Here is a 19330-nt window from a genome sequence, read left to right as displayed (position 1 = left end):
TGATGCATTTTTTTAAATTAACAAATTTATTTAATTTTTTTATTTTTGACTTGACATTTAATAGTTAGTCTTAAATTTTAAAGTAAGGTTTTAGAAGAGTATCCAAAAGTGGCTCTATTCCTAAAAACTTTTTATAAATTTCATATTCTTGTAATTTTTTCTCAAGTATATTTTTGTTAGGATTTTCTTTTATCCCTCTGATTAAAATATTTTTTGGAGTATGTTCCATATCTATAAATTCCATTACTTGAGTTTTATAACCACAAAGTTCAAGAGCTTGAGCTCTTAGGGCATCTGTAGCAAGTGACGCAAATTTTTCTAAAAGTATTCCGTGTTTTCCAATTGGATTTTCAAAAGCAAAAAACTCACTTTTTTTGTTTTGGCTCATTTTTTGATTAAATTCGTGTTGACAACAAGGAACAGCAAGGATAGCTTTTGCATCTAGCTCCAAACCTTTTAATAAAGAATAATCTGTTGCATTGTTACAAGCATGAAGAGAGAATATAAGATCTACATTTTTTAGTTTATTAAAATCTTTTATATCTCCTGTAAGAAATTCTATATTTTCCATATTCAAATCTTTAGCAATTTGATTACAATGTTCTATTACATCTTTTTTTAAGTCTAAACCTATAACTTCAAAAGTCATATTTTGGATATTTTTTAAGTAGTAATGTAGAGCAAAAGTAAGATAAGATTTTCCGCAACCAAAATCAACAGCCTTTATATGAGTATCGATATATTTTTTATTTTTTAACTCTTTTATAGTTTCATCAATAAATTCAAGATATTTATTAATTTGTCTAAATTTATCATAAGATTTTTTGAAAACTTTTCCGTCCTCTCCCATTATTCCAAGTCTTATTAAAAATGGGATAGGTGTCCCCTCTTCTAAGATATATTTTTTTACTTTGTTATGTTCTAGTGAGCAAATTTCCTTTTGATTACAAGTAGACTTCATATTAAAATCTTTTTTACCTCTTATAATTTGAATATCAGCTTCAGTTGTAAAAACTACATATTGATAAAAATTTTCTATTATAGTAGATAATTTTTGGATAGATTCTTCAATAGTTAAGTTTGAATGATATGCTTTATTATTTTTAAATTGTTCAAACTGATAAACAAAATTATTTTTTATAATTAATGGTTTTTATAATTATTTTTGTATATTCATAATCTCCTTTCATATTGGAGAAAATACATTTAGTTATATTTTTATTTTCAAAGTTTTCTTTTAAAAGTTCAAAAACTTTTTCTTTATCTATTTTCATAAAATTACTCCTTGAATTTGTTTTTAATCACAGAATATTTTATCACGACAATAATTATATGTCTAGCTTTAATTATTAAAAAAAGTCCTGCCTAAGCAAGACTTAAATATTATAGTTCTTCTTCAGAAGTTTCCTCTACCATATCAGGAGAGATAGTCATTTTTATTTTATCTATACATTTTTCTTTTACAGATAAGATTTGGAAAGAAAGATTTTTATAATTTACTTGTAGCTTTTCATTTTCTTCAGGTATTCTTCCAATTAAATCAATAACAAATCCTGAAATTGTATCAAACTCATCATTGTCAATCTTAAGTCCAAGTTTAGAATTAAGATCATTTAATGAATAAAATCCATCTACCAAATAAGTATACTCAGATAATTTCTCTAAAAGTGGGTCTTCTTCATCATAGACATCTTGAATATTTCCCATTACCTCTTCGATTATATCCTCCATAGTTACTATTCCTACAAAGCTACCATATTCATCAACCAATATAGCCATGAAGATTTTTCTTTTTTGAAACTCTTTGAATAGAACATCTATATTTTTATTTTCCAAAACAAAATATGGCTTTTTCATTATAGAACTTATATTTACATTTTCAAAACCATTTTTACGAGCCTCAACTATAAAATCTTTTAGATATAATATTCCAACTATATTGTCTTTATCTCCTTGATAAACAGGTATTCTTGAATGTTTTTCCTCTAAAAGCTCATCTAAATAATTCGTCAAAGGTGTATCAATATTTATAGAGTAAACATTTTTTCTAGGAATCATAATCTCTCTAGCAATTTTATTATCAAAAGATAAAACTGATGTAATCATCTCTTTTTCAGTTTCATTAAAAACTCCGTGCCTTTGTCCAACTTCTATCAAAGATTTAATCTCCTCTTCAGAAACTTTTTCTTCAATATTTTCAAGATTAACTCCTAAGATTTTTAAAACTAAGTTTGTAGAAAATGATAAAAGTTTTATAAAAGGTAGAACTATCTTAGATATAAGATAAACTATTTTTACAGAAAAAAGTGCTATTGATTCAGCTCTCTGTAAAGCCACCCTTTTAGGAACTAATTCTCCAAAAACTAAAGTAAAAAATGATAAGACAACTGTTACAAGTACCAACGAAATCTCTTTTGTGTAAGGAATATTAAATGGGTTTAACCAGTTTTCAACTACAAAAGAAAAGTTAGTAGCAGCTGATGCACTGGCAAAAAATCCAGATAGTGTAATAGCCACTTGAATAGTTGATAAAAAGTTTGTTGGCTCTTCCAAAAGTTTTAATATTAACTTTGCTTTTTTATTTCCTTTCTCTGCTAGCATACCCATACGATTTTTATTTACAGATACCACTGCCATCTCTGTACAAGAGAAAAAGGCATTTACCAAAGTTAAAAAAGCTAAAAAGAATAGATTAGATATAATCTGTCCATTGACCGAGGGAATTTCCATATAAGACCTCCTAAAATTTTAAATTTATATTTTGTTGAGGATATATTATCATATTTCTTGTAAAAAATAAATATTTTTGTGTTATAATTAAAAAATATTATAAAAAGCAAGTTTTTTATTTGTTTTATATATAAAAAAGGATTGATTTTTTGATTTTATGTTGTATAATAGTATTAAGAAAAATTTTTAAATTTCTTGATTGTCAACAAAAGTTGATAAAACAGCCAATTAAGGAGTGTGAAGACTATGATGATTACTAACAAAAGAAAAGAAATATTAAAAAAAGTGATAACTAAATATGACGACGAGGTTAGAGAAAGAAAAGCAAAAAATAAAAGTTCTGATGATGATTTTAAAAAATACAGAGAGTGCATGAGAAAAATGATGAGACGTGGTTTCTAAATAAATCTTGAATTATTTTTTTAAATATGAGATAATTACTTATATTCAATTTTAAATTTTAAAAGGAGAAGTAAAAAATGGGATTATTTGATTTTTTAAAACCTAAAAAAGAAAAAAAAGTTGTAGAGATATTCTCTCCACTAGCAGGAACAGTTATAGGATTAGAAGAAGTACCAGATGATGCATTTTCACAAAAAATGATAGGAGACGGTTGTGCTATCGATCCAGCTCCAGGAGCAATATATGCACCAGTTGACGGAGATATAGATATATTTGAAACTAACCACGCTGTAAGTATAGAATCTCCAAGTGGACTAGAGATGATAATTCACTTTGGTGTTGACACTGTTAAACTTAACAAAGAAGGATTAACAAGAGTAGCAGAAGGTGGAGGAGTTAAAAAAGGAGATAAATTAGTAGAATATGATTTAGAATTAGTAAAAAGTAAAGCTCCATCAGTAAAAACTCCTATAATTATAACTAATATGGACGCAGTAGAATCAATAGAAGTTGTAGCAAAAGGGCAAGTAAAACCCGGAGATTTATTAATGAGAGTTACTCTTAAATAAGTTTATTAAAAAATTTTATAAAGGTTGTTACAATTTTATTTATTGATTGTAACAACTTTTTTTATTAAAGGTGGTAAAATGGAAAAATTTGAAAGAATAGAACTTATAAAAAAATTAAGTAATGCAGAGGGAATCTCTGGATTTGAAGATAATGTTTTGGAGATTGTAAAAAATCAAGTAAATGATATTTATAATGTAGAGAGAGATTCAATGAATAACCTATATATAAATAATATTCCTAAAGAAAATAGAAAAAAACCTTTAGTTATGTTAGAGGCTCACTCTGATGAAGTTGGATTTATGGTTCAAAGTATTGAAGCGAATGGACTTTTAAAATTTGTTCCAATCGGTGGTTGGAGTTCTCAACAAGTACAAGCTCACAAAGTAAAAGTTTTAACTAGTAATAGAAAATATCTAAAAGGAATAATCTCATCTACTCCAGTTCACTTTTTAAAAGGTGATGGTAAGATGGAATTAAAAGATATGTTTGTCGATGTGGGAGTTTTCTCATATGATGAGGCAATAGAAAAAGGAATTGAGATAGGTTCTCCTATTGTTCCAGATGTAGAGTGTGAATATTTAGAAGACTCTAAATTATTTTTAGGAAAAGCTTTTGACGATAGAGTAGGTTGTGCAATTATAACTGAAGTAATGAAAGATTTAAAAAATCATATGGAAAGTTTAAATGTTCATATTGCTGGAGTTTTATCTTCACAAGAGGAAGTAGGACTTAGAGGAGCTATTGTAAGTTCTCAAAGAGTTTGTCCAGATTTAGCAATAGTTCTTGAAGCTCCACCTGCTGATGATACTTTTAGAAATAAATATACAAGTCAAGGTGGTTTAAGAAATGGAGTTCAAATTCGTCACATTGATCCAACTATGATAGCTAATCCAAGATTTGTAAAATTTATAAAAGATACAGCAAAAAAATATAATATTAAATATCAAGAAACTGTAAGAGAAAGTGGAGGAACTAATGCAGGTAAAATCCATCTTGAAAATTTAGGAATCCCTACTGTTGTATTGGGAGTTCCTACAAGATATGCTCATTCTCATCACGGTTTTGTATCTTTAGAAGATTATGAATCTACATTAGAACTTGTAAAAGCTCTTTTAAAAGAATTAAATGAAGAAATTATAAAAAACTTTTAATTACAGAGGAGATGATTTTATATGAGTTTTATTCAAGAGTTTAAAAAGTTTGCTGTTCGTGGAAATGCCCTTGATATGGCAGTTGGGGTTATAATTGGGGGAGCTTTTGGTAAAATCGTTACTAGTATGGTAAATGATATTATTATGCCTGTGATTGGAATTATAACTGGAAAGATAGATGTTTCTTCACTGAAATTTACTATACCATCAAGTGTTGCTGGAGCTGAACCAGTTATTGTTAAATATGGACAATTTCTACAAAATATTATAAATTTCTTAATAATCTGTGTATGTGTATTTTTTATGGTAAAAGTAATAAATAAACTTATGAAAAAAGAAGAGGCTGTTAAACCAGCTCCAAAACCTACACCAGAAGAGATACTTTTAAAAGAAATTAGAGATATATTAAAAGAAAATAAAAATAAATAATATAAAATGGGACTATTGCTTATTTTGAAATATAAGATTAAAAATTATTACAGATTAAAATAAAACTTATGTATTTAAAAATTACTTCATATTCCAAAAATCTGATTTAGCTAAGTTCGTTTCACTAAAAACGACAAACTCACTTCGTTCAAACAGTGTCGTTTTTTAGCGTTCAACATCACTTGCTATCTCTAGATTTTTTCCATAAATTACGTAATTTTTAATATATAATTTTATAATTTTTTAAGTTTTATTTTATAGGATTTAATCTATATTCTTTTTAATAAAAAATGCAACAGCCCCTTTTGTTTTTTTATTTTAATGGCAGAGTGAGAAAAATTTTTTGTATTAAAATAGTCTTAAAATATTTAAAATAGTTCTTATATATAATTCTTGACTAAAAAAATAAGTTTTTCTAGTAATTATCATATTTTTGTGTTAAAATTAATTGAAAAACAAAATATTTAATAGGAGGAAATAATGAGAAATATAAAAGCGATATTTTATGATGTTAAGGAGTATGACAAAGAATTTTTTAGAAAATATGGAAAAGATTATAATATAGAGATGAAATTTTTAAAAGAAAAATTAAATGAAGAAACAGTTGATCTGTCAAAAGGGTATGAAGTAGTTTGTGCTTTTACAAATGACACTATAAATAAAAATGTTATTGATATGATGGCTGAAAATGGAGTAAAACTTCTTGCTATGAGATGTGCAGGATTTAATAATGTTTCTTTGAAAGATATAAATGATAGGTTTAAAGTTGTAAGAGTTCCAGCTTATTCCCCTTATGCCATAGCAGAGTATACTGTTGGAATGATACTAGCTCTTAATAGAAAAATTCACAAAGCCTATGTTCGTACTAGAGAGGGAAATTTCTCTATCAATGGATTTATGGGATTTGACCTTTATAAAAAAACTGTTGGTATAATCGGAGCTGGAAAAATTGCACAAATTCTTATAAAAATATTAAAAGGTTTTGGAACTAAAGTTATTGCCTATGACCCATACCCAAATGAAAAAGTTGCCAAAGAACTTGGATTTGAATTTGTAGATTTAGATACACTTTATAAAGAATCAGATATAATCTCTTTAAACTGTCCACTTACAAAAGAAACAAAATATATTATCAATCGTGAATCTATGAACAAGATGAAAGATGGAGTAATGATTGTTAATACTGGTAGAGGAATGCTTATCGATTCTATTGATTTGATTGAGGCTTTAAAAGATAAAAAAATCGGTTCTGCTGCTTTAGACGTTTACGAAGAAGAAGAGGAATATTTCTTTGAGGATATGTCTAACAAAGTTATAGAAGATGATATTCTTGGAAGACTTTTATCATTCCACAATGTTCTTATCACTTCACATCAAGCATATTTTACTGAGGAGGCTGTTGAGGCTATAACAAAAACTACTCTTGATAATATAAAAGATTTTGCAGAGGGGAAAGAACTTATTAACGAAGTACCACAAAATTAAAAATAAGAAAAGGAAGGGAGTTTTTATTTCTCTCTTCCTTTTTAAATTAATTTTCTTTTTCTATATAATATGGACTATACATAGTAGATGAAACTATATGTTGAGAAACGTCTATTATCTGTCTAATGATAGAAAGCTCAAAATATTCAAATTTTTCCAAATCTAATTCTTTTTTTAAATATTCTACGATACTTTCTGTAAATTTATCTTTTATATTTCCATAATATTTGTTTTGTTCGTTGTTGATAACTATGTCATATAGTTTGTAAGTGATAAATTCTCTGTATAACTCAGTAAGTTCCTTTTCAATAATTTTCTTTCTACTGATAATATTTTTTAATTGCTCTTTCTCGTCATCTTGAAGAAGAAATGGAGCTGGAAAACGAGAAATTTTTTTATCAAGAAATTTATGTTCTCCACCTAATTTAAGAATAGATTTCTTACGTTCTTCTTTGATTTCTGAGTATTTATCAATATAACTTGCATAAAGTTCTAAAGGAAAATTTATCATAACATCACCCTAAATATTTTTCATGTTTAATACAAGATATATTATATCTTTAATAGAGCAAATAGTCAAATAAAAAAATATAATTTTGTAGAACTTTATATTAAATCTTTGAGTTCCTCTTTTAAACTAATAAGAATTTTAAATTTTTCATTGATATTTAATGCAGTTTCTTTTGTATTAATATGTCCATTCTCATCTAAAACTAACCAATCATTAAAAACTCCAACTGTCATTGTTTCAGATTTCGCTTTAAATCTTTTAGGTTTTTCAATGGAATTTCCGAAATGTTTTTTAAGAATTTCTAAAGATTTATATAATTTATCTAAATCAAATTGTTCTTCTAGTTCTTTTCTCCAAGGATTTGATTTAATTACTAATCTAAAATAATTTTCATTAGCCTCTATTTGAGGATAAAAATGATATTTTTCGTATCTTAAACCTTCATAAAGGTAGTAAGCTAAAAAATTGCCACCTTGATTATGAACATCTCCCCAATTGAAAAAATTTTCCTCTCCATTAGAGTCTTTAGGAAAATTTCCATTTTCTTTTAAAGAATAAAACTCTTTATCAATTTGATTATACAATCCTACTATTTCATTCCAAGATAGTTTTTCTTTTCTTAAGTCTATATTTCTAAAATTATTTCTCTCTTCTTCCATAGATTTTAAATTTTCAATATAGTCTAAGATTATTATATTATCCCCAGTATAATTTTCAAAGATAGAGATTATATCCTCTCTCATCATATAGATAAAATTATTATAGCTTTTTTTATTTTCCAAAGAACGATAACTTTCATCACCAGTTTTATAATATAATGAATAAATATTTTCTTCATTCACTTTATATTCAATAGATACTTTTTCCTTATATTTTTCTATTTGTTTGTCTCCTTCAGTAGCGTGAATTTTATCCTCAATTACAATATAGATTAAATCATTAACTATTAAAAGTATATCTATATTTAGATGTTGTCTTTTTATTTCTAGCTTTTTAGGTTCAATATTAATATTCAATCTTTTAAAAATCTCTTTAATGAAAAGCTTTGAAAATTCATACTCTTTTGGATAAGAATTTTTATACTCCTCATTAAAATAAGAAAAAACATAACACAAAAATGCGTCTTGAGATAACTCCTTTGTTGCGTGATAAAATAAATTTGGTCTTTTCATAATAATCCTCCTTAAAATTTTAGCCCTTAGCTATTTTTCCCACAACTATAACGTTAAGACTTTGTATTTTCAGTTAGTTATTTTAAAAGTTCCCTTACTTTATAGATTATAATTCCACAAGCCATAGCCACATTTAAAGACTCAGCAGTTCCATAGATTGGAATTATAACTTTTTCATCAGCCTCTTTTAAAAGTTTCTCTCCTATTCCATTTCCCTCATTACCAAATATAATGGCATTTTTATTAGCCAACGTCATCTCTGTGTAAGGAACAGAAGTTTTATCTAAAGCAGTGGCTATAAGTTTATAATTTTTTTCTCTTAAAAGTTCTATCATTTTATCTTCATCAAGATAAGATATTCTTACATTAAAGATAGATCCCATTGTACTTCTTATAGTTTTTTCATTAAAACAATCAACGCTACCAGTAGTTAAAATTATATCTTTAAATCCACTTGCATCAACTGTTCTTATAATTGTTCCAAGATTTCCTGGGTCTGAAACTTTGTCGAGAACAACTATATTATCTTCTAAGTCATCAAGAGAATATTCTTCGTAACTATAAACTAATATAACTCCTTGTGAATGTTCTTGAGAAGTTAGTTGTTTAAAAAGTTGGGAAGATAGAATATATTTTTCTGAAGAAAATCTATCAAGTCTTTCTTGAATAGAAGAATAATCAAAATCCCCATCTATAAAAATAAATTCTGGAGTTTTTAAAAAATCTAAAAATTTTATCCCCTCTGCTAAAAAAAGTCTCTCCTGCTCTCTATATTTTTTCTGTTTTAATTTTTTTATTCTTTTAAAAAGATTATTATCTTTACTATTTATTTGTAGCATAAATTCTCCTTAATATTATTTTGTAACATCTATCCATTGACCTTTGGTTACATCAGCTAGCATATTAACAGTGATTTTTACCGCCGAATGTGGTGTACCTCCAGCTGGATAAACAATATCAAATTCTTTTAAAGTTTTATCTAAAAATATTCTTAAATCTTTTTTTAATCCAAAAGGACAAACTCCACCTGGAATATGACCAGTAAGTTCCTCTACTCTATCAAAAGGCACCATTACAGCTTTTTCTTTGAAGTTTTCTTTAAATTTTTTATTATCAACTCTAGCTGTTCCTTTCATAAGAATTAAGATACACTCTCCACTTTTTAAGACAAAACTCATAGTTTTTGCAATCTCGTCCTCTTCTATTCCAAAAGCCACAGCTGCCTCAGCCACTGTACCTGTTTCTTTTTCTGTTTCACTTACCTCTAAGGGTAAATTATTTTCTTTAAAATAGTCTTTAACACTTTGTAAACTCATAATAACTCTCCCATTTATATTTTATTCTGGTATTTTTGATATAACTTTTTTATCAAGTAAAGATTTTGCATTGATATAAATCTCAGTAACCCTTGTATCTGAATGTCCAAGAAAATCTCTAATTTCCAAAAGGTCAGCTCCATTTGATGAAAGTTCTGTGGCTATTGCGTGTCTTATATTATGTGGACTGATATCAAGCCCCACAACTTTTCCCATATCTTGAATTATATTGTATAAAGCCTTATAAGAAAGTTTAGTATTTTTTTCATAGTGGCTAGAAAAAACAAATCTCTCTTCCATATCCTCAGATGAAAATCCATACATCTTCATTATATAATCTTTAAACTCTTTTAATTTTTCCACAAGAGTAGGGTGAATAGGTTTATAAAGTTCCTTACCACTTTTAGATTTTTCTATTTTTATAAAATAGTCCTCATCTCTTTTTAAAATATTTCTATATTCCAAATCCAAAAGTTCCTGACTTCTCATTCCTGTATAAAAAAGTGTGTACATAATAATTGTGTTTCTATACTCTTTTTCCCCAGTAACCTTATAATTTTTCAGAATATTTTTTATATCTTCATAGGAAACTTTTAAAATATTATCAAGATTTCTTCCAGTTTTAAAAAGTTTAATATGCTTTAGTGGATTTTGAATATTATATTTTTCAAGTTCCTTGTACAGAGATTTAAGAGCCGACATAATCTTATTAACAGAAGTTTTTTTTAGATTTCTTTCATATAAAAGATGAGAAAGATAGTCCTCAATATCCTCCTCTGTTATATCTGACATAAGTTCTATAACCTCATCTTTTTGGATTGGCTCTCCATTGTCATAAACAAAAAGTAAAAAATTATTTAGATAGAAAAGATAATCTTTCATCGTTTTTTCACTTCTATAGATTTCAAATATAGATTTTTTATTCTCTTTATCTCTTTTTTTACGACGTCTGGTAGTAACTTCATTAGAATTTCTATTTATTAAATCAAAATCCAAGATTATCCCTCCTCTTTAAATTTATATTATATCTTCTAAGTTTATCTCTTTTACCTCTCCAAGCTCCATATCTCCTAGAACTAATTTCCCAAAAGATATTCTTTTAAGGTAGATTACTTTATTATCTATTGCCTCAACCATTTTTTTTACTTGGTGGAATTTTCCCTCTCTGATAGTTAGAGAAAGTATTTTTTCACCGATTTTTTTTGCCTCAGCTGGCATTGTTATATATCCACCTATATCAACACCATTTCTTAATTTTTCCAAATCATTTTCGTCAAAATCTTTTTCTGTATGGGCGATATATGTTTTATCAACATGGCTTTTTGGAGATAAAAGTTTGTGATTAAGTTGCCCATCATTTGTAAGTAACAAAAGTCCCTCTGTATCTTTATCCAAACGACCAACAGGTGCTAAATCTTTTTTTATTACCCAGTCTGGCAGAAGATCCATTACTGTTTTATCTCTTGGGTCTTCCACTGCTGTTACATAGCCAGATTTTTTATTAAGAATATAGTATCTAAACTCTTTATATGATAAGATATTTTCTTCATATTTTATGATGTCTTTATTCTCATCTATATTATCCTTTGAAGAAATTTTAAAATTTCCATTAACAGATATTTTTTTGCTGTCAATCAAATTTTTAACCTCTCTTCTACTCCCTAACCCACATTCTGTTAAAAATTTATCTAATCTCATTTTTATCCTTTCAACTTATTAAAATCATCTACAAGTTTTAAAATTCCATTTGAATCATTTATACTGTAGTTATATTCTTCACAATCTATAAAAAAATTAAAAAGCTCCCACATATATAGCTCTTTTATTCTATATTTCTCAACATCTTCTGGTGGGAGATATTTAAGATAGTTATATACTTCTGTGTAGAAATTGATTTCAAAAGCTCTTTTAAAAATATCTTCTTTAGGTAGAGAGAGTATATAATTTTTGTAACTTTCAAATTCTTTTGTTAAATTAGTTTCCTCTTTCATTAACCTCTCCTTAAATTTTTTCTACATAATATTGTATCATATATTTGACTTTTTAAGAATATAATTTAAAAAATAAAATTGGTTGAGAATTTTATTTTATGATATAATTTGAGTAGTAAATGAAAGTGTGACAATTTGTCACGGTTTGAAAATAAAATTAATATTAGTAAAAAATAAAAATGGGAGATGATATTATGAATTTTATGTCAAGAAGAAGTATAAGAAAATATAAAGATATACCAGTTGAAAAGGAAAAACTAGATGAACTTTTAAAGGTGGCAATAGTAGCACCTACAGGACACAATGCAAGAGCTTGTGAATTTATAGTTTTTAATAATGAAAAAGATGTAAAAAAATTAATAGGAATTAAAAAAGCAGGAGCGGGATTTTTAGAAACTGCTCAAGCTGGAATAGCTGTTGTATGTGATACTACAAAGGCAGGAACTTGGATAGAAGATTCTTCAATAGCAGGTTATACAATTCAATTAAAAGCACATGAAATGGGACTTGGAAGTTGTTGGCTACAACTTAGAGATAGATTTAGTCCTAATAATGAGCCATCAGATGAACTATTTTCAAAAATAGTGGGACTTCCTGAAAATTACAGAGTTCTTTGCTTTATAGCTTTAGGATATGCTGACGAGGAAAAGCCAAGTTACACTGAAAAAGATATAGATTTATCAAAAGTACACTACGGAAAATTTTAAGGAATAAAAAATGGATTTAAAAAATATTGAGTGGAATAGTGAAACTTATAAGGAGTTTTTAGTTTATCTATGGGGTGAACAAGATAAGATTTGGGATTTAGAAAGACATGCCAAAATTTTAAATCTCCCATCAAATAAAGTTATTGGTATAAGGACACCAATTATAAAAAAGATAGCTAAAGAAATTGCCAAAGGAGATTGGAGAAAATTTGTAGAACTTCCTATAAATGATATCTATGAAGAAAAAGTTTTAAAAGGGCTTGTTCTTTCTTATGTTAAGGAAGATTATTCTGTGATTGAGCCATATCTTTTAGATTTTTATTATAAGTATGTAGATTCTTGGGCTGTTTGTGATGTAGTGGTAGGAAATCTTAAAATTATAAATAAAAATAAAGATAAGCATTTTTTTCTTCTAAAAAATTTCCATAAATCAGCAAATCCTTGGGTTGTAAGAGTTGGGCTTGTAACTCTTTTAGATTATTATATAGAAGGGAGATACTTAGACGATATTTTTAAAATTTGTCTTGAAGTAAGGTCAGATGAATATTATGTAAAAATGGCACTAGCTTGGCTTATATCTATTTTATTTGTAAAAGAAAGAGATAAAACTTTAGAATTTCTAAATGATAATAGAGAAAATCTAGATCCTTGGACATACAACAAAGCTCTTCAAAAAATAATCGAATCCCTAAGAGTTTCATCTGAAGATAAGCTTCTTATGAAAAAAATGAAGATTAAGAGCTAGATTTTTTTGCTTTTCTTTATAAATCGTGATATAATCTACAACATATATTACAAGACAAGGAGATTCTAAATGGTTGATTTTAATAAGTTAGACAAATATATTGACTATATAGAAAAGGGAGAAGTACCTGAGATTTATACTTTTAATGAATTTGCAGTGGAGTTCTTTAATGTTTCAAAGGTTGTTCCTTTATCAAAATATTTAAAAACTAAAAATAAAACTTCAAAACTTCCAAAGATAATGAATATGAAAAAAGCTGGAGAGGTTTTAAGTGAAACTAAAAAAGATAGCTCTGAGATTAGAAACTTTTTAAGAAGAAAAGGATATATAAATATCCCAGAACTTAATTATACAATTATTATGCTTTTAAGAAAAGTTGATTTAATAGAAAACTGGAAAAGAATTTTACTTTATTTCGGTGGTGGAAAAACAGTTCTTGAGATTAACAACACTACAAGAATAAATCTTTTTCCAGAAGAGGTTAAACAGTTGGAAAAATATATAATGGAAAATTTAAAAATAGATGAAGAACAACTTAACTGGTTCTTATCTCTTTACAACAAAGCAAATAACAACAAAGAAGTTTTAAGAGCTATAAGAAAACTTAACAAACAATTTATATAAGAAGGTAAAAATGAAAAAACAGAGAATTATTAATTTTATTGTTTGCCTTTGCATATATATTTTCCTATTTCCTCTTTTCTTTGGAGGGTATATTTTAAGAAAATATGACAGCTTGACAAATAAAGAAAAAAATGATAATCAAAAAGAAAACTGGGTTGCATAAACCCAGCTTTTTTTATATTATAACATTTTATTTTTAGATAGCCATAGTGCAATAAGTATACTTAGTATCACAGAGATAATTATAACACTTAAAAATCCAAATGGACTTTCACTAAATGGAACAAAAACGTTCATTCCCCATATTCCAGAAATAATAGTTGGAACAGCTAGAACAACTGTGATAGAAGTTAATCTTTTCATTACGTTGTTTAGGTTGTTTGACATAATTGTTGAGAAAGCATCACGAGTACTAACAAGGACACTTGAATAAATACTTGCCATCTCAATAGCCTGTTTTGTATCAATGATTATATCGTCCAAAAGTTCCATATCGTCTGGATATTTTTTTACAAGTTGCATTCTCATAAGTCTATCAAGAACTGCCTCATTTGATTTTAAAGAGGTAGTAAAGTAAACTAGAGATTTTTCAAGTTCAAGAAGTAACATAAGCTCGTCATTTTCAAGATTTTTCTTTAAACGACTTTCTACTACATCACTAACACGACCGATTTGTCTTAGGTAATATAGATAGTATGATGTGTTTCTGAATAGAAGTTGTAATATAAATCTAGTTTTTTTGAATGTAAAAAATTCTTTTACTTTTCCTTTGATAAATTCGTCAATCAATGGGAATTTGTCAATTGTAACTGTGATAATATTATCTTGAAGTAATATTATACCAAGAGGAATAGTAGTAAATGAACATTTATCATCTCCATCATTATGAATAGGAATATCTATAATAATCAAGATGATATCTCCATCTATCTCTAAACGAGATTTTTCCTCTTCGTCTAAGGCTGCTCTCAAATGTTCTTGTGGAATATCAAGAACTATTTCCAAAGCCTCTATTTCTTCTTCTGTTGGGGCAGTTAGATTTATCCAAGTATTTTTTTCTTTAAGAATTTCATAATTTACTACATCATCTTCATCATTCTTAAAATAAATATAATCCAACTTACCTTTTTCATTTGTTTTTGTAATTTGTATCATAAAAAAAGCCACCTTTCACAATAAATAATATCTCTCCTTATCTATCATAAAAGATGATAAAGAGATTTTCTAAGTCATATTGCTACACAAGGAACTCGTGTCCATAAAAATTAACCACCTCTTAATAAAAAAAATCTCTGCATTATATTTTACTAAAATTTTTAGAGATTGTAAAGTTTTTTTCTTGATAAATATTTTTTTATATGATGTTATTCTTCATAAATTATTTTCCTTGTGTAAAGAAGAAATTTAGTGTATAATATTTTTAGTATATAACAAATAATTATTAGGAGGTATTGCTTAATTGAAAAAAAAGATTTTAAAATCATTCTCTAAAATCCTTTTAGCTGGGACAATAGCTATGGTTGGAGTATCTTGTGGAGGTTCAGAGGAACAAAACAAAAATGTTCTTCATGTTTATAGCTGGGCTGAATATATTCCTACTGAAGTATTTGAAGGATTTGAAAAAGAAACTGGTATTAAAGTTATGGAAGATATTTATTCTACAAACGAAGAGATGTTTACTAAATTAAAAGCTGGAGCCACTGGGTATGATTTGGTTATGCCATCACCTGACTATGTAGAAATTATGATAAACGAAGGAATGTTAGATAAAATAGATAAAACAAAAATATCTACTTTTGATAACTTAGATAAATCAATCTTACAAAAATTAACAGTGTTTGACCAAAACAACGACTACACAGTTCCTTATGCTGTTAGTGCTACATTAATCGCTGTTAATACAAAATATGTAAAAGATTATCCAAGAGATTACACTATCTATGATAGAGAAGACTTAAAAGGAAAAATGACTCTTTTAGATGATATGAGAGAGGTTATGGGTTCTGCTCTTTCAATGTGTGGATATCCTCAAACTGTGGCTGATGAAAAAGCATTTAAAGAGGCTGAGGCAAAAATAAATTCTTGGAAGAAAAATATAGCAAAATTTGATTCTGAATCTTTTGGTAAAAACTTTGCTAGTGAAGATTTCTGGGTTGTACAAGGTTATGGAGAAAATATCTATATGGAACTTACTGAAGAACAAAAAGCTACTACTGATTTTATAGTTCCTGAAAAAGGTGGACTTTTCTCTCTTGATGCTTTTGTAGTTTTAAAAACTGCACCTAATAAAGAGGCAGCTCACAAATTTATGGAATATATCCATAAACCAGAAGTTTATGCTATGATTGCTGACTACTTAGTATTACCATCAATCAACGTGCCAGCAAGAGAACTTACAAAAGAAAAACCTCTATTTAATATAGAAGATTTAGAAAAATGTCAATTACTTAGAGATACTACTGCTACACTTCCAATGCAAAATAAATATTGGGAAAAAATTAAAGGTGGTTTCTAATAAAAAATATATAACAGGGTGATAAAATGAAATTTACTATAAATAGAGAAGAGTTTATAAATGTATTATCAGCTTTTTCTCTTATATTAAAAGAAAATCCTATTAAACCTATAATTGCAGGACTTAAGATACAAGCTACAAAAGAAAATATAACTTTCATCGGAACTTGTTTAGAATCAAATCTAATAAAAGTTGTAAATGGTAAAGTAGAAGAAGAGGGAGTTGTAGTTGTAAAATCTCAACTTATTCTTGAATATATAAAACTTTTAGATGAAGAGGAGATAGAAATATCTTCAAAAGATAACTCACTATTTATTCATCAAGGAGAATTTGTTACACTAGATGGTAGAGATTATCCAATTGTTGAAAAAGAGGAGTTTAAACAAATAGCAACTGTAAAAGCTGGAGAATTTAATCAAGGTCTTGAAAGATGTAAATTCTGTGCTTATCCAACTACTGACAATCTGGCTCTAAACTGTATAAGAGTTTTATTTAATAGCGATAATATAGAATTTGTTTCAAGCGATTCTTATAGACTTGCTTACTTAAAAGAACAAAATCAATGTAAAGAGGAGAAAGCTTTCTCTATTCCACTTGATAGTGTAAACTCTTTTACAAAACTTATAAAAGATAGCGAACAAGAAATGATTGTTGGATATAGTGATAAACATCTTATATTTGTTTGGGAAAATACATATTATTCTACAAGAACAATAGAACTTAATTTCCCTAACTTCCAACAAATTTTATCTTTTAATAACTTTGATAAAAATATGGAATTTAACACTGAGGAGTTAAAAAGCTCTCTTAAAAAAGTTATAACTGTTGCTAAAACAAGTTATGAGGCAAAATATGGAGCTATATTTGATTTTAAAAATAATATATTAACTATACAATCACATTCTGGAAAAGGAAAAATCAGTCAAAAAGTTAATATGATAAAAACTGGAGAAAACTTTAAAGGTTCTTTAAATACTAAGTTCTTATTGGAATTTTTAAATAATATCTCTAAAAATACTATCATTGAAGGGTTAAATGCTTCATCAATGTTTAAAATAACTGAATATGATAATCCAAATTATATTTATATTTTAATGCCACTAGCATTAAGATCATAGCTCACTATAAAATATGAGGTTAGATAAATTCTAGCCTCTTTTTTTATAGGTATAAAAAAATCTCCACTTGAAGATAATTTTTGTGGAAGATTAGTTGATAAAATAATTAAAAAAAATAAGAAAGTCGGCACACTTTCTTATCTTTTTATCTAAATTCAGTCTATGTTACTAACCAAATTATAATATATTTTTACTAAAAAGTCAAGAAAAGCTAACTTATTCGACGATAACGTTCATTCCATTATCTAAACGGATAATTTGTTTTTGTCCATCGTTATAAATTACTTTTCCTCTTTGTCCAGATGCTTTGTGATAGATTTCTCCACCATAATAATCTGGTGATTGTAAACGTACTGGTACTCCAACATTATTACGATATTTTCTATGAGCATTTTCTATAACAGCTTTTCTTTCGTAATCTCTTCTGATTTCTGTGTCTATTCTCTCCAAATCTCTTTGATGTTGAAGTTCACTGCCTTGGTAACCACTGTTCATCAAAAGCATAGTACCACCGATTATACCAGCTCTCTCTCCTGTACTTAGTCTGCCCCACCAACTAGCGTGAGCCATTGTTGACATTGCTATTATTAAAATAGATATTATTTTCTTCATTATTATTACCTCCTTACTAACGAGATATCTATATCATATTATACCATTTTCAAGGGATTTTTTAAAGTTATTTTTATATTGTAATTAAGTTTAAAAAGTGATAGAATATTCTTATCATTTAAAGGAGGCTTTATTATGACTTTTGAAGATTTAATGGAATTTAACGCTATGCCAATTACAGAAGAGCAACTTGAAGAACTAAAAAATTGTGATTTAGTTGATGATGTTCAAGACAATGGAGATGCACCAATGTATCCAAATCTTACTTGGTATATTTTAACTTTGACTAATGGTAAAGAAGTTAATGTTTTTGTATAAATCTTTTCTTAATAACTATATTTTATAAATTAAGAGTTGTTGAAAAATTTACTTTTGACAGCTCTTTTTTATTTACCGAAATTTTATTTTTCTATTTTAAAAAGGATAATATATTATATGTTTTTTATCGGACTTATAGTTTTTATTAAAATATTTCTATCTAAGAACCTACATTTTTTTATAATTTTTTGTAAAATTTTAAATTTTTTTGATTTTTTCTAAAAAAAATTATATACTTATATTATAGAGCTTTAAAAATATATTCTTATGGAGGATAACTTATGAAAAAAGTTTATGTTTTGTTAGCAAATGGATTTGAAGTTATAGAGGCTTTAGCACCTGTTGATATTATGACTAGAGCTGGTATAGAGGTTGTTACACTATCTCTTAATGATGATTTAGAAGTATCTTCTTCTCACAATATTTTGGTAAAAGCTGATAGACTTTTATCTAGTGAAGACTATACTGATGGTGATGGAATAGTTTTCCCTGGTGGATACCCTGGATATGAAAATTTATTAAAATCTGAAAAAGCTATGGCTTTAGCTAAATATTATTTAGAAAATGGTAAATTGGTAGGAGCTATATGTGGAGCACCTTCTTCTCTTGGTAGAAAAGGTTTACTTGATGGTAGAGATGTAACTCTTCACTTTGGTTGTTATGACTTATTAGTAGGAAAAAAATGTAATATCTATGACAAACCTGTTGTAATTGATAAAAATCTTATAACTGGTAGTGGAGCTGGATATTCTATTGATTTTGGTCTTGCATTAGTTAATTATCTTGCACCAGAAAAACTAGCTGATGTTAAAAAAGCTATGACTATAAAAGATTAGTAAAAACAGACTGTTACATTTTTTATTAAAAAGAATATAGATTAAAAATTACGGAAATTATGGAGAAAAATTAGATTTATAAAGCGACATTGAACGCT

Annotated in this window: 23 protein-coding genes and 1 pseudogene; 13 read left to right on the top strand and 11 right to left on the bottom strand. The window is 27.0% G+C overall.

Translation table 11 applies throughout. The annotated features are described in order from the left end of the window. Window positions 1-70: 70 nt before the first annotated feature. A pseudogene (locus I6E15_RS08580) lies at window positions 71-1268 on the bottom strand (class I SAM-dependent methyltransferase). 115 nt (window positions 1269-1383) lie between these two features. Next, entirely contained in the window at window positions 1384-2730 is a 1347-nt protein-coding gene (locus I6E15_RS08570) for a hemolysin family protein (protein WP_235247398.1), read from the bottom strand. 246 nt (window positions 2731-2976) lie between these two features. Here I6E15_RS08570 and I6E15_RS08565 point away from each other — a divergent pair, with 246 nt between their 5' ends. The 5 genes from I6E15_RS08565 (at window position 2977) to I6E15_RS08545 (ending at window position 6767) form a co-directional block, all read left to right on the top strand. Beyond that, complete coding sequence (locus tag I6E15_RS08565) at window positions 2977-3132, top strand: hypothetical protein (RefSeq protein ID WP_235247397.1); 156 nt, start codon at window positions 2977-2979, stop codon at window positions 3130-3132. Between the two features lie 77 nt (window positions 3133-3209). Beyond that, window positions 3210-3701 carry a PTS sugar transporter subunit IIA gene (locus I6E15_RS08560; RefSeq protein WP_177160220.1) on the top strand — a complete coding sequence of 164 codons (492 nt, stop codon included), beginning with the start codon at window positions 3210-3212 and terminating at the stop codon, window positions 3699-3701. A 78-nt stretch (window positions 3702-3779) separates the two neighbouring features. Beyond that, on the top strand, window positions 3780-4853 hold the full coding sequence (locus I6E15_RS08555; RefSeq protein ID WP_235247396.1) for a M42 family metallopeptidase: 1074 nt from the start codon (window positions 3780-3782) through the stop codon (window positions 4851-4853). A 21-nt stretch (window positions 4854-4874) separates the two neighbouring features. Beyond that, the gene (gene mscL / locus I6E15_RS08550) at window positions 4875-5282 is read left to right on the top strand and encodes a large-conductance mechanosensitive channel protein MscL (protein ID WP_235247395.1); all 408 of its coding nucleotides are present in this window, start codon (window positions 4875-4877) and stop codon (window positions 5280-5282) included. A 480-nt stretch (window positions 5283-5762) separates the two neighbouring features. After that, window positions 5763-6767 (top strand): 2-hydroxyacid dehydrogenase, encoded by a 1005-nt coding sequence (locus I6E15_RS08545; RefSeq protein WP_235247394.1) that lies wholly within the window; start codon window positions 5763-5765, stop codon window positions 6765-6767. 46 nt (window positions 6768-6813) lie between these two features. On the opposite strand, the gene I6E15_RS08540 is transcribed toward I6E15_RS08545, so the two are convergent. The 7 genes from I6E15_RS08540 to I6E15_RS08510 form a co-directional block, all read right to left on the bottom strand. Continuing rightward, the gene (locus I6E15_RS08540) at window positions 6814-7278 is read right to left on the bottom strand and encodes a hypothetical protein (RefSeq protein WP_235247393.1); all 465 of its coding nucleotides are present in this window, start codon (window positions 7276-7278) and stop codon (window positions 6814-6816) included. 95 nt (window positions 7279-7373) lie between these two features. Then, the gene (locus I6E15_RS08535; RefSeq protein ID WP_235247392.1) at window positions 7374-8450 is read right to left on the bottom strand and encodes a PD-(D/E)XK nuclease family protein; all 1077 of its coding nucleotides are present in this window, start codon (window positions 8448-8450) and stop codon (window positions 7374-7376) included. 77 nt (window positions 8451-8527) lie between these two features. Continuing rightward, window positions 8528-9289: a TrmH family RNA methyltransferase gene (locus I6E15_RS08530; RefSeq protein WP_235247391.1), complete on the bottom strand. Its 762-nt coding sequence runs from the start codon at window positions 9287-9289 to the stop codon at window positions 8528-8530. Between the two features lie 15 nt (window positions 9290-9304). Next, window positions 9305-9766, bottom strand: a complete 462-nt coding sequence (locus tag I6E15_RS08525) for a YbaK/EbsC family protein (RefSeq protein WP_235247390.1) — start codon at window positions 9764-9766, stop codon at window positions 9305-9307. A 21-nt stretch (window positions 9767-9787) separates the two neighbouring features. After that, complete coding sequence (locus I6E15_RS08520) at window positions 9788-10765, bottom strand: tyrosine-type recombinase/integrase (protein ID WP_419180949.1); 978 nt, start codon at window positions 10763-10765, stop codon at window positions 9788-9790. Window positions 10766-10783: 18 nt separating this feature from the next. Next, a complete protein-coding gene (locus I6E15_RS08515) occupies window positions 10784-11464 on the bottom strand; it encodes a pseudouridine synthase (protein WP_235247388.1) in 681 nt (226 codons plus the stop codon). A gap of 2 nt (window positions 11465-11466) precedes the next feature. Further along, window positions 11467-11757: a hypothetical protein gene (locus I6E15_RS08510; RefSeq protein ID WP_177160565.1), complete on the bottom strand. Its 291-nt coding sequence runs from the start codon at window positions 11755-11757 to the stop codon at window positions 11467-11469. 194 nt (window positions 11758-11951) lie between these two features. Between I6E15_RS08510 and I6E15_RS08505 the strand changes: the two genes are divergently transcribed. From I6E15_RS08505 to I6E15_RS08490, 4 genes are all read left to right on the top strand, one after another. Next, a complete protein-coding gene (locus tag I6E15_RS08505; protein ID WP_235247387.1) occupies window positions 11952-12464 on the top strand; it encodes a nitroreductase family protein in 513 nt (170 codons plus the stop codon). A 10-nt stretch (window positions 12465-12474) separates the two neighbouring features. Next, complete coding sequence (locus I6E15_RS08500; RefSeq protein ID WP_235247386.1) at window positions 12475-13209, top strand: DNA alkylation repair protein; 735 nt, start codon at window positions 12475-12477, stop codon at window positions 13207-13209. Between the two features lie 69 nt (window positions 13210-13278). Next, the gene (locus tag I6E15_RS08495) at window positions 13279-13833 is read left to right on the top strand and encodes a hypothetical protein (RefSeq protein WP_235247385.1); all 555 of its coding nucleotides are present in this window, start codon (window positions 13279-13281) and stop codon (window positions 13831-13833) included. Window positions 13834-13843: 10 nt separating this feature from the next. After that, the gene (locus I6E15_RS08490; protein WP_235247384.1) at window positions 13844-13996 is read left to right on the top strand and encodes a hypothetical protein; all 153 of its coding nucleotides are present in this window, start codon (window positions 13844-13846) and stop codon (window positions 13994-13996) included. Window positions 13997-14013: 17 nt separating this feature from the next. On the opposite strand, the gene I6E15_RS08485 is transcribed toward I6E15_RS08490, so the two are convergent. Then, window positions 14014-14988, bottom strand: a complete 975-nt coding sequence (locus I6E15_RS08485) for a magnesium transporter CorA family protein (RefSeq protein WP_177160569.1) — start codon at window positions 14986-14988, stop codon at window positions 14014-14016. A gap of 361 nt (window positions 14989-15349) precedes the next feature. Between I6E15_RS08485 and I6E15_RS08480 the strand changes: the two genes are divergently transcribed. Next, complete coding sequence (locus I6E15_RS08480) at window positions 15350-16348, top strand: extracellular solute-binding protein (RefSeq protein WP_235247401.1); 999 nt, start codon at window positions 15350-15352, stop codon at window positions 16346-16348. Window positions 16349-16374: 26 nt separating this feature from the next. Further along, window positions 16375-17466: a DNA polymerase III subunit beta gene (gene dnaN, locus I6E15_RS08475; RefSeq protein ID WP_235247383.1), complete on the top strand. Its 1092-nt coding sequence runs from the start codon at window positions 16375-16377 to the stop codon at window positions 17464-17466. 216 nt (window positions 17467-17682) lie between these two features. On the opposite strand, the gene I6E15_RS08470 is transcribed toward dnaN, so the two are convergent. Beyond that, the gene (locus I6E15_RS08470) at window positions 17683-18078 is read right to left on the bottom strand and encodes a hypothetical protein (RefSeq protein WP_235247382.1); all 396 of its coding nucleotides are present in this window, start codon (window positions 18076-18078) and stop codon (window positions 17683-17685) included. A gap of 135 nt (window positions 18079-18213) precedes the next feature. On the opposite strand from I6E15_RS08470, the gene I6E15_RS08465 reads away from it, so the two are divergent. Both I6E15_RS08465 and I6E15_RS08460 read left to right on the top strand, forming a co-directional pair. Next, window positions 18214-18396, top strand: a complete 183-nt coding sequence (locus tag I6E15_RS08465) for a hypothetical protein (RefSeq protein WP_177160572.1) — start codon at window positions 18214-18216, stop codon at window positions 18394-18396. A 281-nt stretch (window positions 18397-18677) separates the two neighbouring features. Then, complete coding sequence (locus I6E15_RS08460; protein WP_235247381.1) at window positions 18678-19232, top strand: DJ-1/PfpI family protein; 555 nt, start codon at window positions 18678-18680, stop codon at window positions 19230-19232. Window positions 19233-19330 lie beyond the last annotated feature (98 nt).

The organism is Fusobacterium perfoetens, assembly GCF_021531475.1.
Lineage (GTDB): Bacteria > Fusobacteriota > Fusobacteriia > Fusobacteriales > Fusobacteriaceae > Fusobacterium_B.
Note: the sequence above shows the minus strand (reverse complement) of the source record. Positions and strands in the feature narration are given on the sequence as shown.

Bases quoted from the DNA above. Each gene is read 5' to 3' on its own strand.
- I6E15_RS08545 (WP_235247394.1), top strand. From the start codon at position 5,763: ATGAGAAATATAAAAGCGATATTTTATGATGTTAAGGAGTATGACAAA.
- I6E15_RS08485 (WP_177160569.1), bottom strand. From the start codon at position 14,988: ATGATACAAATTACAAAAACAAATGAAAAAGGTAAGTTGGATTATATT.
- I6E15_RS08490 (WP_235247384.1), top strand. From the start codon at position 13,844: ATGAAAAAACAGAGAATTATTAATTTTATTGTTTGCCTTTGCATATAT.
- I6E15_RS08530 (WP_235247391.1), bottom strand. From the start codon at position 9,289: ATGCTACAAATAAATAGTAAAGATAATAATCTTTTTAAAAGAATAAAA.
- I6E15_RS08565 (WP_235247397.1), top strand. From the start codon at position 2,977: ATGATGATTACTAACAAAAGAAAAGAAATATTAAAAAAAGTGATAACT.
- I6E15_RS08570 (WP_235247398.1), bottom strand. From the start codon at position 2,730: ATGGAAATTCCCTCGGTCAATGGACAGATTATATCTAATCTATTCTTT.
- I6E15_RS08505 (WP_235247387.1), top strand. From the start codon at position 11,952: ATGAATTTTATGTCAAGAAGAAGTATAAGAAAATATAAAGATATACCA.
- I6E15_RS08460 (WP_235247381.1), top strand. From the start codon at position 18,678: ATGAAAAAAGTTTATGTTTTGTTAGCAAATGGATTTGAAGTTATAGAG.
- dnaN (WP_235247383.1), top strand. From the start codon at position 16,375: ATGAAATTTACTATAAATAGAGAAGAGTTTATAAATGTATTATCAGCT.
- mscL (WP_235247395.1), top strand. From the start codon at position 4,875: ATGAGTTTTATTCAAGAGTTTAAAAAGTTTGCTGTTCGTGGAAATGCC.
- I6E15_RS08480 (WP_235247401.1), top strand. From the start codon at position 15,350: ATGGTTGGAGTATCTTGTGGAGGTTCAGAGGAACAAAACAAAAATGTT.
- I6E15_RS08555 (WP_235247396.1), top strand. From the start codon at position 3,780: ATGGAAAAATTTGAAAGAATAGAACTTATAAAAAAATTAAGTAATGCA.
- I6E15_RS08515 (WP_235247388.1), bottom strand. From the start codon at position 11,464: ATGAGATTAGATAAATTTTTAACAGAATGTGGGTTAGGGAGTAGAAGA.
- I6E15_RS08560 (WP_177160220.1), top strand. From the start codon at position 3,210: ATGGGATTATTTGATTTTTTAAAACCTAAAAAAGAAAAAAAAGTTGTA.
- I6E15_RS08535 (WP_235247392.1), bottom strand. From the start codon at position 8,450: ATGAAAAGACCAAATTTATTTTATCACGCAACAAAGGAGTTATCTCAA.
- I6E15_RS08540 (WP_235247393.1), bottom strand. From the start codon at position 7,278: ATGATAAATTTTCCTTTAGAACTTTATGCAAGTTATATTGATAAATAC.
- I6E15_RS08500 (WP_235247386.1), top strand. From the start codon at position 12,475: ATGGATTTAAAAAATATTGAGTGGAATAGTGAAACTTATAAGGAGTTT.
- I6E15_RS08525 (WP_235247390.1), bottom strand. From the start codon at position 9,766: ATGAGTTTACAAAGTGTTAAAGACTATTTTAAAGAAAATAATTTACCC.
- I6E15_RS08510 (WP_177160565.1), bottom strand. From the start codon at position 11,757: ATGAAAGAGGAAACTAATTTAACAAAAGAATTTGAAAGTTACAAAAAT.
- I6E15_RS08470 (WP_235247382.1), bottom strand. From the start codon at position 18,078: ATGAAGAAAATAATATCTATTTTAATAATAGCAATGTCAACAATGGCT.
- I6E15_RS08465 (WP_177160572.1), top strand. From the start codon at position 18,214: ATGACTTTTGAAGATTTAATGGAATTTAACGCTATGCCAATTACAGAA.
- I6E15_RS08495 (WP_235247385.1), top strand. From the start codon at position 13,279: ATGGTTGATTTTAATAAGTTAGACAAATATATTGACTATATAGAAAAG.